The sequence below is a fragment of the Dactylosporangium cerinum genome (assembly GCF_042653625.1).
Classification (GTDB): domain Bacteria; phylum Actinomycetota; class Actinomycetes; order Mycobacteriales; family Micromonosporaceae; genus Dactylosporangium; species Dactylosporangium cerinum.
On sequence record NZ_JBHSIU010000028.1, the window covers coordinates 292,018 to 304,438 of the forward strand.

At 71.2% G+C, this 12,421-nt stretch carries 15 protein-coding genes; 4 read left to right on the forward strand and 11 right to left on the reverse strand.

Translation table 11 applies throughout. The features are described 5' to 3' along the window. Positions 1–55 precede the first annotated feature (55 nt). Positions 56–403 carry a DoxX family protein gene (locus ACFPIJ_RS24085; protein WP_380117434.1) on the forward strand — a complete coding sequence of 116 codons (348 nt, stop codon included), beginning with the start codon at positions 56–58 and terminating at the stop codon, positions 401–403. Positions 404–412: 9 nt separating this feature from the next. Continuing rightward, positions 413–1,300 carry an RNA polymerase sigma-70 factor gene (locus tag ACFPIJ_RS24090; RefSeq protein WP_380117435.1) on the forward strand — a complete coding sequence of 296 codons (888 nt, stop codon included), beginning with the start codon at positions 413–415 and terminating at the stop codon, positions 1,298–1,300. A 14-nt stretch (positions 1,301–1,314) separates the two neighbouring features. On the opposite strand, the gene ACFPIJ_RS24095 is transcribed toward ACFPIJ_RS24090, so the two are convergent. The 5 genes from ACFPIJ_RS24095 to ACFPIJ_RS24115 all read right to left on the reverse strand — a co-directional run bounded on the left by ACFPIJ_RS24095 (position 1,315) and on the right by ACFPIJ_RS24115 (position 6,146). Continuing rightward, a complete protein-coding gene (locus ACFPIJ_RS24095) occupies positions 1,315–2,589 on the reverse strand; it encodes a BAR domain-containing protein (protein ID WP_380117436.1) in 1,275 nt (424 codons plus the stop codon). A 124-nt stretch (positions 2,590–2,713) separates the two neighbouring features. Next, a complete protein-coding gene (locus ACFPIJ_RS24100; RefSeq protein ID WP_380117437.1) occupies positions 2,714–4,336 on the reverse strand; it encodes a DUF885 domain-containing protein in 1,623 nt (540 codons plus the stop codon). 160 nt (positions 4,337–4,496) lie between these two features. Then, complete coding sequence (locus tag ACFPIJ_RS24105; protein ID WP_380117438.1) at positions 4,497–5,165, reverse strand: NADPH-dependent F420 reductase; 669 nt, start codon at positions 5,163–5,165, stop codon at positions 4,497–4,499. Positions 5,166–5,238: 73 nt separating this feature from the next. Continuing rightward, complete coding sequence (locus ACFPIJ_RS24110) at positions 5,239–5,664, reverse strand: SIR2 family protein (RefSeq protein ID WP_380117439.1); 426 nt, start codon at positions 5,662–5,664, stop codon at positions 5,239–5,241. Positions 5,665–5,726: 62 nt separating this feature from the next. Further along, on the reverse strand, positions 5,727–6,146 hold the full coding sequence (locus tag ACFPIJ_RS24115) for a hypothetical protein (RefSeq protein WP_380117440.1): 420 nt from the start codon (positions 6,144–6,146) through the stop codon (positions 5,727–5,729). A gap of 91 nt (positions 6,147–6,237) precedes the next feature. On the opposite strand from ACFPIJ_RS24115, the gene ACFPIJ_RS24120 reads away from it, so the two are divergent. Continuing rightward, positions 6,238–6,501: a hypothetical protein gene (locus tag ACFPIJ_RS24120; RefSeq protein ID WP_380117441.1), complete on the forward strand. Its 264-nt coding sequence runs from the start codon at positions 6,238–6,240 to the stop codon at positions 6,499–6,501. 84 nt (positions 6,502–6,585) lie between these two features. On the opposite strand, the gene ACFPIJ_RS24125 is transcribed toward ACFPIJ_RS24120, so the two are convergent. The 6 genes from ACFPIJ_RS24125 to ACFPIJ_RS24150 are packed head-to-tail and all read right to left on the reverse strand — an operon-like array spanning position 6,586 to position 11,716. Next, positions 6,586–8,067 (reverse strand): S9 family peptidase, encoded by a 1,482-nt coding sequence (locus ACFPIJ_RS24125; RefSeq protein ID WP_380117442.1) that lies wholly within the window; start codon positions 8,065–8,067, stop codon positions 6,586–6,588. 25 nt (positions 8,068–8,092) lie between these two features. Next, positions 8,093–8,734: a 4Fe-4S single cluster domain-containing protein gene (locus tag ACFPIJ_RS24130; protein WP_380117443.1), complete on the reverse strand. Its 642-nt coding sequence runs from the start codon at positions 8,732–8,734 to the stop codon at positions 8,093–8,095. Then, on the reverse strand, positions 8,727–9,485 hold the full coding sequence (locus tag ACFPIJ_RS24135) for a ComEA family DNA-binding protein (RefSeq protein WP_380117444.1): 759 nt from the start codon (positions 9,483–9,485) through the stop codon (positions 8,727–8,729). The genes ACFPIJ_RS24130 and ACFPIJ_RS24135 overlap by 8 nt, the downstream gene beginning before the upstream one ends. Then, complete coding sequence (locus ACFPIJ_RS24140; protein ID WP_380117445.1) at positions 9,469–9,681, reverse strand: DUF2997 domain-containing protein; 213 nt, start codon at positions 9,679–9,681, stop codon at positions 9,469–9,471. Before ACFPIJ_RS24140 ends, ACFPIJ_RS24135 begins: the two co-directional genes overlap by 17 nt. Next, a complete protein-coding gene (locus ACFPIJ_RS24145) occupies positions 9,678–10,130 on the reverse strand; it encodes a hypothetical protein (RefSeq protein WP_380117446.1) in 453 nt (150 codons plus the stop codon). Before ACFPIJ_RS24145 ends, ACFPIJ_RS24140 begins: the two co-directional genes overlap by 4 nt. After that, positions 10,127–11,716 (reverse strand): AAA family ATPase, encoded by a 1,590-nt coding sequence (locus tag ACFPIJ_RS24150; protein ID WP_380117447.1) that lies wholly within the window; start codon positions 11,714–11,716, stop codon positions 10,127–10,129. Before ACFPIJ_RS24150 ends, ACFPIJ_RS24145 begins: the two co-directional genes overlap by 4 nt. 155 nt (positions 11,717–11,871) lie before the next feature. Here ACFPIJ_RS24150 and ACFPIJ_RS24155 point away from each other — a divergent pair, with 155 nt between their 5' ends. Beyond that, positions 11,872–12,420 carry a dihydrofolate reductase family protein gene (locus ACFPIJ_RS24155; protein WP_380117448.1) on the forward strand — a complete coding sequence of 183 codons (549 nt, stop codon included), beginning with the start codon at positions 11,872–11,874 and terminating at the stop codon, positions 12,418–12,420. Position 12,421 lies beyond the last annotated feature (1 nt).

The following is a 12,421-nucleotide window of genomic DNA, read 5'->3' on the forward strand; positions in this document are numbered from 1 at the left end:
GGGGCTTCGGGCTCCGTCTCGCGGTGGTCACCTTCCAAGTCGCAAGGAGCAGGTCATGTCCATCGCCTTCACCATCGTCACCATCGCCGCCGCGCTCTGGGTCGGCTTCTCCGCCGTCTCGGTGTTCACCCGTGCGAAGTGGGTCGTCGAGCCCCTCGCCGCGTACGGCGTCCCCGCCTCCTGGTGGACCTGGCTCGGCGTGGCCAAGGCCGCCGGCGCGGCGGGCCTGCTGGTCGGCCTGTTCATCCCCGCCGTCGGGGTCGCGGCCACCGTTGGCCTGGTCCTCTATTTCACCGGCGCCGTCATCACGGTGCTGCGGGCCCGCTCGTTCTCGCACGTCCCGTTTCCGCTGATGTACCTGGCCCCGGTGGTCGCCGCGTACCTGCTCGGCCTGAGCGGGTAGAACTTGATCGTGACGACCGACGTGTTCGCAGCTCACCGGCGCCTGCTGTTCTCCGTGGCGTACCGCATCCTCGGCACCGCCGCCGACGCCGAGGACGCGGTGCAGGACGCCTGGGTGAAGTGGTCCGCCGCCGACCGGGCCGACGTCGCCGAGCCCAAGGCCTACCTGGTCCGGATCGTGTCGAACGTGGCGATGGACCGGCTGCGGACGGCCCGCTCCCGGCGCGAGGTGTACGTCGGACCGTGGCTGCCCGAGCCGATCCTGACCTCCGTTGAGGGAAAACCCGAGTCCGACACGGTGTCACTCGCGCTGCTGGTGGTGCTGGAGTCGCTGAGCCCCCTCGAACGCGCGGTGTTCGTGCTCAAGGAGGTCTTCGGGTTCACCCACGCCGAGATCGCCGACGCGGTCGAGCGGTCCGAGGACGCGGTGCGCCAGGCCGCGCACCGCGCCCGCGAACACGTCCAGGCCCGCCGGCCGCGCTTCCACGCCACCGCCGTCAAGCAGCGCGAGGTCACCGAGCGGTTCTTCGCCGCGGCGACCGGCGGCGACATCAACACCCTCATGCAACTGCTCGCCCCCGACGTCACCGTCTGGACCGACGGCGGCGGCAAGGTCCGCCAGGCCCTGCAGCCGGTCACCGGCGCGTCGCGGGTGGCGGCCTGGTTCGCGACGTTCGGCTCACAGCCGTACCAAGGGGTCTCCCTGGCCGACATGCGGGTGGAGTTCGTTGAGCTCAACGGCCGGAGCGGGATCGTGTTCACCGGGGCGGGACGCGTCATCGGTACCCTCGTGCTCGACGTCGACCTCGACGGTCGGGTCGTCGCGATCCACAACGTCGCCAACCCCGACAAGCTCCGCGCCGTCGCCACCGGTGAAGTCCACGATCTGCGTCAGTAGCCGTAGCGGTTCTCTCAGTAGCCGTAACGGTTCTTGAGGTGCCGCCACCAGTCGCGCAGCATCCAGGCGTCGAACTCGGTGATCTGCGCCGCCGAACCGGCCTTCATGAGGAAGCCGCCGACGCCGGTCGGGGTCCAGTCGTAGAAGTCGTCGAGGCCGAAACTATGGCCGATCTCGTGCAGCAGGATGTGGATGTTGTCGGCGTTGAGCGCCCCGACGAAGTACTCGCTGCCGACCCGCTGACCCCAGTCGCCGCCGGCGCCGCCGTTCATGCCCGCCGTCAGCCACAGCGACATGTCGTAGTGGTGCGACGCGCCGCCGGGGCAGTTCGGGTAGTTGCCGCTCTGGTTGAAGAACCGGCCGCACGGCTCCGAGCACTGCGGCGCGTTCTCGCGGATGTTGTTGACGTACACGTCGACCGAGCTGTCGCTCCACTGCAGCGTGGCCCGGTCACGGACGGCCCAGCCGACCACCTTCAACGGCACCGACTGATACGGCCAGCCGTTGTGCCCGGCCATCACGTCCATCCACTTCTTGAACTGCCGGGCCAGCGACGCGTGGATCTGGTCGCGCAGCGCCGCGCTCACCGGGGCGCTGGAATCCCACCGGACGCAGTAGTTGATGCTGCCCCGGTTGGCGAAGACCTGGTCCCAGCCGTAGTTGCGGAAGCCGTACGGGTTCGGATACGTCTGCTCCACGTGCTGCCAGACCTGGTTGAGCGGGGTGACGAGGTTCGCCGGTGGGTTCCAACCGGTGCTGGGGGTCCCGGTGCCGATCGCGGTGCTGTACGCCCGCACCTCCAGCACCCCGACCGACGCAGCCCCGCTCTGCAGCACGAGACGCAGCCGGCTGGTGCTGACGGCGGTGAAGTTCACCGCGTTGTACTGGTTGACCACGGCCGGATAGCCGGACGCCCCGGCGACGTCCACATAGGACGAACCGGTCCACGACTGCAGGCGCCACGACGCGGGAACACGGACCCCGCCGTTGTCGTCGAAGAAGTAGACGTCGGCGGAGCGCAGGCTCTGCGCGGCCGACCAGGTGAGCAGGACCCACTGCTCGCCGGTGTTGGGCCAGGTGCCCCACCGCCGGTTCACCGTGTCGTTGGACGTGGCGGGGTCGATGCCGTCGTTGACCGCGGCGACGCTCTCCCAGGGCGAGGTGTACGAGGCGGTCGCGGTGGCCGTGCGGGCGAGGTTGTCGCTCTGCCCGGGCGCGGCCTCGGCGACGGTGCTGCCGCCGGCGACGACGATCAGCACCGCCGCGGCCGCGACGAGTCTTCTGAGCATGGGCTGCTTCCCTTTCCTTCGCTCCGAAATCCTTTTCGAAACGTGGCAAGGGCGTTGTCACATGTCAATGCCTTATTCTGCTTTTGGCTTGGCGCTGCGCGCCGAAACCTTTTCGGCGCGAAACTTACTTCGCCGTGATCAGCTCTTCCAGGGTGTCCAGCGGCAATGGCCCGTGCGCGAGCACCTCGTGGTGGAACGCCCGCAGGTCGAACGCCGGCCCCAGCGCCTGCTGCTGCCGCTCCCGCAGCTGCTGGATCCGCAGCCGCCCGAGCATGTACGCCAGCGCCTGCCCCGGCATCGCGATGTACCGGTCGACCTCGTTGACGATGTTCGTCTCCGTCAGCGCGGTGTTGTCCAGCATGAACTGGACGGCACGCTCCCGCGACCAGCCGAAGTGATGCATGCCGGTGTCGACCACCAGCCGGCACGCCCGCCACGCGTCGAACGACACCATCCCGAGCCGGCCCAGCTCGGAGGTGTAGAGGCCCATCTCGTCGCTGAGGCGTTCCGTGTACAGCCCCCAGCCCTCGCCGTGCGCGTCGAAGTAGGTGAACCGGCGGAACTGCGGCAGGTCACCCCGCGACTGGGCCACGGCGATCTGCAGGTGGTGCCCGGGAACGCTCTCGTGGAAGGCGAGCACCTCGTATTCGAACCGGGCCCGTTGCTCCGGCCGGAACGTGTTGACCACGTGCGCCCCGGGCCGCGACCCGTCCGCCGCCGGGGCGACGTAATAGCCGAGCACTGAGTTCTCCGCCTCCGCCGGGTCCATCTCGCGGACCACGCACGGCGCGATGTCGTACCCCGCGAACCAGTCCGGCACCGCCTCCTCGGCCCGCCGCAGCGCCGTGGTCACGGTGTCGACGATCTCCCCGGCGGCACCGAACCGCAGCTCCCGGTCGTCCCGGAGCCGCCCGATGACCTCAGCCGTGCCGCGTGCGTTGAACGCCCGCCCGCCGCGCTCCGCGAACTCGTCTCGCAGCTGGGCCACCAGGTCCAGCCCGATCCGGTGGATCTCCTCGGGGTCGAGCGTGGTGGTGGTGTACGCCCCGATCAGCGCCCGGTATCCCTCCCCGCCCCCGGGTACGTGACACAGCCCGACCTTCCCGCTGTCGCGGGCCACCGGCAGGAGCTCCTCGGCGAGCGCGGTCCGGAAGCGGATCAGCGCCGGCCGCAGACCCGACGCGACCAGCTCGGCGGCGTCTGCATCACCTGGGAGGCGGCGCAGCAGCGGGTCCCGATCCAGGGGCGTGGCGAGATACGCGTCGACCTGCGCGATCGCCTGCCGCACGCCGAGCTCCGTCGGGAACCGCCCGTCGGCGGCGGCCTGCCGGTAGCGCTCCACGTGGCCGTCGAAGAACCCGCCGAGCTTCCCGAGCCGGGCGCGGTACGCCTCGTCGATGCCGGTCGCCGCCGGCACCGCGGACACCACCTGGGCGAGCGGACCGGAGATGCTCGCGGTCACCGCGACCTCGGCCAGCCCGTCCTGGGCGATCCGCTGCTCGTCGTGCAGCAGCCGGGTCAGGATCGTGTGGCTGATCCGGTCCTCGCCGTCCAGCGCGTCGCGGTCGACGGTGGCGAGCTTGGCCTCGACCCGGGCCAGCGCCGCCTGCTGGTCGGCGGCGGCGGCGCGGCTCGGGTCGGGGACCTCGGCGTCGTACCCCTCCACGCCGAACACACTGGCCGACAACGGATCGCCGGCGAAGTGCAGGCGGAAGTACTCGTCACCCAGCCGTGCCAGCGTGTCCATCGGTGTGCGGCTCCCGTCGTCAGACTGCTCGACGCCACCGTATCCGCTCCGGCGCCCGGCGCCGCGGGTTGGTGCCCGGCGCTGCGGGTTGGCGTTCAGCGCTGTCTCGGCGCCGTGTCCTGCCTCAGTGCTGTGCTTTGGCTCAGCGGTGTGCTTTGGCTCAGCGGTGTGCCTTGGCTACCGCGGTGCGGATCGTCTCGGCGTCGGCGGGCGTGCCGACGGGGTTGCCGTACTCGCCGTACGGCGGGCCGTAGACGGGCGTGTCCGGCTGGAAGCGCCAGCTGTCGGCGAGCGTGCCGACGTCGACGGCGTCATACCCGATCGCGTCCAGGAACTCCACCACGGTCCGCTTCGCCGCGGCGTCGTCACCCGCGATCGGCAGCGCGGTCCGGTCATCGGAACCCGACGGGCGGGGCAACGACTCCAGGTGCTTGGAGTAGATGTTGTTGAACACCTTGACCACCTGCGCGCCAGCCAGATGGCGCTGCAGTAGCTCGCTGCTGGTCGCCGACGCGTCGTCCAGCTCGGCGAACTGCCCGTCGCGCTGCGAGTAGTAGTTGTTGGTGTCGATGACCACCTTGCCGGCGAGGGGCTCGGCCGGCATCGCCTGATACGCCTTGAACGGCACGCTCACCACCACGACGTCCCCGGCCGCCGCAGCCTCGGCGGCGGTGGCCGCCCGGGCCTTCGGGCCGAGTTCGGCGACGAAGTCCTGCAGCGTCTCGGGGCCTCGGGAGTTGCTCACCACGACGTCGTATCCCGCCGCCACGGCGAGCCGCGCCACGGTCCCGCCGATGTTGCCGCTGCCGATAAGTCCGATTGTCGTCATACCCGCGGCAACCCGTGCCATCCGCTACCAATTCCCCGTCAGGCCGTTATCACCTCCTCGGTCATCGCGTCCCTCAGGCCAGGTCGAGGAGGTAGTTGCTCGGTCCCCAGTCGATCTTCCATTGCTCGTAGACGCCGAGGTGCCCGCAGGCCAGGCAGCCGAGCCCGACCACGATCCAGCGGATGTCGTCGCTGCCCTCGCACAGCGAATAGCCGACCGCCGCGGCGAACTCCTCCGCGCCGCACGTGCAGGCACAGGCGCACTGCACCTCGGTGTCGTCGTCCCAATACTCCACGCTGTCGGCGATGAGCTCGTGCCGCCCGCAGTCCAGGCAGGTGCGCCGGGCGGCGCTGGCCGTGTCCATCACCCGCACCGCGAACCGCCGCCCGCCGCACGACCGGCAGACGCACTCCTGCACCTCGTCGACCGGTAAGCCGCTCGGATGACCGCCCGGCCGCCGCAGGAACGCGGCAAGCTCCTCGAAGGACACACCCGTCATGCGGCACCTCCCGGCAGCGTCGATGTCGTTGCAGCCGAGCGTAGCGACGGGGTACGACAGTTTCAGGCTCCGGCGATCCGCCGCCAGAGCGCCGCGTAGCCGCGCAGGATCCAGGGGACGAGCAGCCAGAAAGCCAGCCCGCCGAGCGCGTGGACGGCCCACGCGCCGGCGAGGGACGGGCCACCCCACGCGTCGCGGTATTCGCCGTTCATGCCGAGCAGCGGGCGGATCGGGTACACCACGTTGAGCAGGACACCTGTCCAGCAGTAACCGGCCACGACCAGCGCGACCAGGTCGACCGGCACCGCGGCCAGCCCCCGCACCCGCGACAACACCGGCCGCCGCGACAGCAGCGCCCCCGCCACCCGCTGCTGCGCCGCGCCCCGGTCGACCAGCGACCAGACGGCGAGCGGGACGGACAGCAGCAGGAAGAGCGAGATTCGGTACGGCTCACCGGTGAACGGGAGCTTCCACCAACCCATCCGCTCACCATAACGATGCCCGGCAATGCGTTCAGGTCTGGCGGTAGCGCGTGGTACTTTGGTACCGAAGCGCTCGCTCGGGGAGGTTCGGATGGCTGCTGCGGCGAACCCGATCAAGGTCGATGCCCACACCGACCAGCTCATCTCGCATGCGGCCCACTTCCTCGGCCGGTCGAAGAAGGACATCGTCGACATCGCGGTCCGCGAATACATCGACAATCACCGGGCGGAGATCCAGGAGTCCGTCACCCGCGCACTGCACCAGCTCGACGGCACCGTTGCCGGCTCCGTCTCGCTCCTCACCGGCATGTCACGCGGCGAGCTCGACGACCTTGGCGGCTTCGCGGACAGGTAGAACCGGCGGATTTCCGTCCAAGGTGGTCATCCCGACCGAGTACCAGGCGAAAATCGTCGAGCAATACGGTGGCGACCCAGCGCGTTAGTTCGAGTCGATGACTTGCTGGTACAGACGCAGCTCAGCGGCCAGGGCCGCGGCCGAGTCGGCGGCGGCGTCCGGCAGCGGCAACAGTTCGTGCGGGGCGTCCCGAGCTCGCAGCGCCTCGGCCAAGGTCACCACGTCGGCCGCGGGAACCAGGCTGTCGTGGATGAGCAGGACCGGCGTGTGGATGGCCGCGGCCGTCACGGGGCCAGGAAGGCGAGCCGCGTACGGGCGCAGGAAGCGGGGCACCGTCGACGGGTCGACGACCGGGGACACCACCGTCGCCGCCGCGAACGGTCCAGGCTGCGACACCGCCCGCAGCGCCGTGTATCCGCCCACGCCCGTGCCGCGCACGAACACCTGGCCCGGCACCGCGCGGCCCGTGGCGATGAGCTGCTCCGCCATCGCCACGCACTCCGCGACGTCGAGGGGCTCCCGGCCGGAGGCGACGGCGAACCCGCGACTCGTGAAGTACCGCGCCGTCTCGTACGACGGGTGCACGCACACGATCACCGGTGCGCTCCAGTCGTCCGAGGCGCCCGCCGGCGGGTACACGACCGAACCGTCCAGCGCCACCGGCAGGAGCTCCGAAGCGCCGGCCACGACCTCCACCGACGGCGGCTCCGCGTCGAACCGCACCACCGCGACCTGCGACGACCCGATCAGCGCCACCGAGGATCCGGACGCCGCCAGGCAGGGCCTGATCGAGGGGTACGGCAGCGGCACGGCATCCGAGGTGCCGGCGACCAGCAGGCCGTTCCGCGTGGTCAGGACGATCCGGCCGTCGTCGAGGAAGCAGTACGACGCGTGCCCCAGCTGCCACGGCACCGCCGCGCAGTCCTCCGCCATGGGGGCAAGGGCCGTGCCGTCGTGGCGGTACAGGTTCCAGAAGCCGGTGCGGTCCGACATGAAGTACAGCATCCCGTCGGGGCCCCAGCGCGGCTCGATCGCGGACTCGTCGGGGCCGCCGGCGACGCGCATCGGGTCGCCGATCTGGCCGTCCTCGTAGGCGGCGACCCACACCTCGCACCCGCCCCACGGCATGTCCCGCGCGCTCCACCACGTCCAGGCGAGCATGCCGGCAACGAACCGGGGCGAGCCGAAGAACCCGGCCGCCTCGGCGAGGACCCGCACGTCGCCGCCGTCGAGGGGGATCGCGACCAGGGCGTCGCCGTGCTCGTCCTCCCTGACCGCGAGCAGTTCACCGTCCCCGGGGCAGAGGTCGCCGAACGCACCCGAGGCCACCAGCGTCGCGGTCCTGTCGCCGTTCAGCCGGTACAGGCCGTCGCTGCCCGCGCACCACACCGTGCCGTGGGTGAGGGTGAAGTCGCCGCCGCCGTACGCGTGCACCCCGCCGCCGACCCGGAACCCGGGCGGAGTCAGCTCGACCGGCTCCGCCCCGGGTCGATGGCGCACCAGGGCACGGTCGGAGTTCAGCCAGTACAGCGCGCCGTTGTCGTACCGCAGCCAGTCCACAGACACGCGGCCGATTGTCCAGGACCGCGCGTCACAGGTCGGCGAGGAGGGCGTCCAGGGTGTCCAGGTCCGCCCAGCCGTTCACCGCGACCCGGCCGTCCGGGTCCACCGTGACCTCCACGCGGTCCGGGGTGCCGGCGAGGTCGTCGAGGAGGTGCGGGAAGCGGCCGGTGAGCAGGATGAACTCCTGGTTCGTCGAGCCGACCCAGGGGCGCGCCGGGTCGAGGCGGTCGGCGAGGAACGGGCCCGCCACCAGCAGATCGGTGCCGGCCAGCAGGGCGGCGACGTCGGCGCGGCCGGTGGCGACGGCCCGGTCGAGCTGCGCGGTGGTGTATCCGGTGAACGTCATCACCGAGCGGCCGGCGGCCTGGACGGCGGCGGCGACCTTCGCGAGGGCGGCGGCCTGGTCGAACGGCTCGCCGCCGAGGAGGGTCAGGCCGGTGGTGTCCGTGGCCAGGACCCGGGCGGCCAGCTCGTCCGCGGGGGTGAGGTGACCGCCGCGGAAGGTCCACAGGTGCGGGTTGAAGCAGCCGGCGCAGTGGATGGTGCAGCCCTGGACCCACACGGCGGTGCGGTCGCCGGGGCCCTCGGCCGTGGTGGCGGCGAGGAACCGCGCGACCGCCACCCGGTCGGGATCGGCGGCCGGCCGTGGCAGGAGCGGGAGGTCAGACATCCAGGACCCGGCCCTGCGGGGCGTGTCCCGTCGGCGGGGTCGGCGGGCTGCACGTCATCTGGGTCCGCAGCGGTGCGAACTGGTGCGGGGCCAGGCCGGCGGCGAACGCGAACTCGTCCACGCTCGTGAACCCCGACCTGGCCTGGCGTTCGGCGACGAGCTGGTGCGCGCGGTCGAGGTCGAACCCGGGCAGCAGCCGGGCCAGCTCTTCGGCCGTGGCGGTGTTGACGTCCACGACCGGCGGCGCCGGCGCGTAGTACGTCCCAGGCTGCACCTGCATGGTCGGCGGCAGCGGGACCGACGTGGGTGGGAACGCCGGCGGTGCGAAGGCCGGTGGTGCGAAGGCTGATGGTGCGAACGGCGTCGCGGCCGGCCAGGTCGGCGGGGGCGCGGTCGGCTGGGCGTACCAGGGCACGTGGTGCGCCTGCCACTGCAACCACGACGAGTTGATCAGGCAGGCGTGCACGATGCCGGCGATCCAACCGGCGAAGACCACGCCGAAGGCCCAGTCGCTCGCGGCGCTGGTCGTCGAGACCTGACCGAAGATCGTGAAGCTGCCGCAGCCGAGCAGCAGGTAGCCGATGCCGGGGATCCACCACGACGGTCGCCTGGCGCGCAGGCCGATGTAGATGAACCCGATGCCGCCGAGGCAGCCGGAGCCGAGGATCGGCAGGAGCAGCCACCAGCTGTGCAGGACCCGCCAGCTCAGCTGCGCGCCCGGGTTCGGTGGGCGGTCAGGCGCGGTCAACATCGTGGTGCGTCTCGACGGCCCGCACGTCGGTGCGGACCCTGGTGTAGTCGGCGGTGAATGCGCTGTCCACGGTGCGGGCGTCGAGCAGATCCTCCAGCACGGCGATGTAGTCCAGGCACGCCTCGCCGAGGAGGCCCTCGGTCTCGGCGCTGATCTGCCCGTCACTGGAAACGGTGACGATGATCCTGGGGTTCACGACTTCCCCTCCACCGCGAAGGTGAGCCGGACGCTGCTGTCGGCGGCGACGCTCTCCGACTCGAGACGCAGCCCCGCCGCCGGTGCGCGCTCGCGCAGCCGTTGCAGTACCGCACGCTGCACCTGCAGTCCGTAGCCGGCGTCGATCGCGCGGACGATGTCGACCGCACGGGCCTCGTCGACGTCGCCGGTGAAGTGGGCGGCCCAGATCCCGTCCTCGGTGCGGGTGAAGCGGGCCTGCGCGCCCCGCCACCGCGCGACGATCTCCCCGTCGCCCTCGGTGACCTCGGCGTCCGTGCCGCGCAGCGCGGCGGCGAGCAGCGACGCGTCCCGCATGCGGGTCTGGACCTGGCAGACCACCTGGTTCTGGTGATCCCGGCCCGACCGCATCCCGTGCGCGGCGCTCACGGCCGCCACGGCGAGCGGGACCAGGATCAGTGACACACTCATCCGGCACCTCCTGTCGATGTCGCGGACCCCGTCGGGTCCCAGTCCTCGGCCGCGGTGGCGGCGACCGCGCGGGTCTCGGCCCAGCCGCGGATGGCGGCGACCCGCTCGGCCTGGGTGATGCTCAGCGGCACCATGTTGACCGCGGCGCGGATCAGGTCCTCCTGGCGCAGCGGGCGGCGCTCGGAGAACGCGTCGAACAGCCCGGCGATCACCACCTGCTCGATCTCCGCACCGGAGTACCCGGCGCTGAAGTCGCACAGCTCGCGCAGGACCCGGTCGTCCAGGGTCAGCTCGCCGGCGACCGCCTTGTGCCGCAACCGCCTGGCCAGATGCACCCGCCAGATCGAGGCGCGTTCGGCCCGGGTGGGCAGGTCGACGAAGAAGATCTCGTCGAAGCGGCCCTTGCGCAGCATCTCCGCCGGCAGCCGCTCGATGTCGTTGGCCGTGGCGATCACGAAGACGGCCTTGGTCTTCTCCTGCATCCAGGTGAGGAACGTGCCGAGGACCCTTGGCGTCGTACCGGAGTCGCCGCCGCCGTTCGCGAAGCCCTTCTCGATCTCGTCGACCCACAACACGCAGGGCGCGGTCGCCTCGGCGGTGCGGATCGCCGTGCGCATGTTCTGCTCGCTGGACCCGACGATGCCGGCGAAGACCCGGCCGACGTCCAGGCGCAGCAGCGGCAGCCCCCACGCCGCCGAGACCGCCTTCGCCGTCAGCGACTTGCCGCAGCCCGGCACCCCGGTGATCAGCACGCCGCGGGGCGCCGGCAGCCCGTACTGCGCCGCGGCGGCCAGCCAGGAGCTGTCCCGCTTGGCGAGCCACCGCTTCAGGTTCTCCAGGCCGCCGACGTCGGCGAGGTCGACGCCGACGTCGACGAACTCCAGCACCCCGGACTTGCGGACCGCCTGCCGCTTCTCCTCGTGCACGACGTCGAGGTCGTGGATGTCGAGCACGTCGTCGCTGACCATCGCGCGGGCGAACGCGTTCTCCGCCTCGTGCAGCGTGAGACCGGCCGCGGCCTTGGCGAACCGCTCCCGGTCCTCGCCGCTCAACCCGATCCGGATCCGCCCGCCGCCGGCGTTGTTGGCGATCATCCCGTCGAGCAGTCCCCGGATCTCGTCCTCGCCCGGCAACGGGAAGTCGACGATGGTGATGTCCTTCTCCAGCTCGACCGGGATGCGCAGCACCGGCGCCACGATCACCAGGACCCGCGGCACCTGACCGGCCTTGAACGCCGCCGCCACGTCCCGGACCCGCCGGATCGCCATCGGATCGGCCGGCCGATCGCCGCTGCTCAGCGCCGCGTGGAGGTCCTTGAAGATGAACACGCCCGGTATCTCGGTGCGCAGCACCGCCTCCAGGGCCGCCGCCGGCTCGGTGGTGCCCCGCCGCGGCGTCCCGTCGGGCTGGATCAGCCCCCCGGTCGCCGACCAGGTCCACACCGTCCGCGGGGTCCGCAGCAGCGCCGCGTCCCGGGCCACCGCCGACACCTCAGCGACGACCCGCTGCTCCTCGTACGACTCGATGTAGAGGACCGGGAACCGGGCCTTCAGCAGCTGGGCGAGGTCACCACGAAAGCCGCGCATGCCCCGTGACCTCCTCGAATCCCGGCGAGAGCGCCCGACGGTAGCAACGCCGCGCCACCATCAAAAATTCTTTGGCTCTGATGTCGAAACGGCGCGCTGTCGCGCGAAGGACGGGTGCGGGCCGGAAAAGCCGGCCCACCACCAGGAGGAACCCGATGCGACGCATCATCGCTTCGACCTACACCACTGTCGACGGCTTCATCGACAACCCCCACGAGTGGTCGCTGGCATACAACGACCCGGCGGCCATGCGGTACGCCCTGGACCTGACGCTCGGCGCCGACGCGCTGCTCCTGGGCCGCATCACCTACGAGGGCATGGCGCAGGCGTGGCCCAACATGGGTGGCAACCCGTACGCCGACCACGTCAACGCCATGCACAAGTACGTCGTGGCTTCCCAGCCGGTCGACACCAGCGCCTGGAACCCGACGACCGTCATCGCCGGCGCCGAGCTGCTGACCGCGGTCAAGGCACTCAAGGAGAACGATGGCACCGACATCCTGATCTGGGGCAACGGCCGGTTGACCGATGCACTCGCGACGGCCGGCCTCCTCGACGAGTACAAGATCTGGACCTACCCGGTCCTCAAGGGCAGTGGCGAGCCGCTGTTCCGCGCCGAGAGCCGAACCGGCCTCCAGCACTTCGAGACCACCACCTTCGAGTCCGGGGTCGTCGTGTCGACCTACCGCGTCACCACCGCCTGAA

What these genes read in the sequence shown, in the direction of transcription:
- ACFPIJ_RS24085 (WP_380117434.1), top strand. Translation starts at nt 56, where the DNA reads ATGTCCATCGCCTTCACCATCGTCACCATCGCCGCCGCGCTCTGGGTC.
- ACFPIJ_RS24155 (WP_380117448.1), top strand. Translation starts at nt 11,872, where the DNA reads ATGCGACGCATCATCGCTTCGACCTACACCACTGTCGACGGCTTCATC.
- ACFPIJ_RS24145 (WP_380117446.1), bottom strand. Translation starts at nt 10,130, where the DNA reads ATGAGTGTGTCACTGATCCTGGTCCCGCTCGCCGTGGCGGCCGTGAGC.
- ACFPIJ_RS24110 (WP_380117439.1), bottom strand. Translation starts at nt 5,664, where the DNA reads ATGACGGGTGTGTCCTTCGAGGAGCTTGCCGCGTTCCTGCGGCGGCCG.
- ACFPIJ_RS24135 (WP_380117444.1), bottom strand. Translation starts at nt 9,485, where the DNA reads ATGTTGACCGCGCCTGACCGCCCACCGAACCCGGGCGCGCAGCTGAGC.
- ACFPIJ_RS24100 (WP_380117437.1), bottom strand. Translation starts at nt 4,336, where the DNA reads ATGGACACGCTGGCACGGCTGGGTGACGAGTACTTCCGCCTGCACTTC.
- ACFPIJ_RS24115 (WP_380117440.1), bottom strand. Translation starts at nt 6,146, where the DNA reads ATGGGTTGGTGGAAGCTCCCGTTCACCGGTGAGCCGTACCGAATCTCG.
- ACFPIJ_RS24105 (WP_380117438.1), bottom strand. Translation starts at nt 5,165, where the DNA reads ATGACGACAATCGGACTTATCGGCAGCGGCAACATCGGCGGGACCGTG.
- ACFPIJ_RS24130 (WP_380117443.1), bottom strand. Translation starts at nt 8,734, where the DNA reads ATGTCTGACCTCCCGCTCCTGCCACGGCCGGCCGCCGATCCCGACCGG.
- ACFPIJ_RS24150 (WP_380117447.1), bottom strand. Translation starts at nt 11,716, where the DNA reads ATGCGCGGCTTTCGTGGTGACCTCGCCCAGCTGCTGAAGGCCCGGTTC.
- ACFPIJ_RS24095 (WP_380117436.1), bottom strand. Translation starts at nt 2,589, where the DNA reads ATGCTCAGAAGACTCGTCGCGGCCGCGGCGGTGCTGATCGTCGTCGCC.
- ACFPIJ_RS24120 (WP_380117441.1), top strand. Translation starts at nt 6,238, where the DNA reads ATGGCTGCTGCGGCGAACCCGATCAAGGTCGATGCCCACACCGACCAG.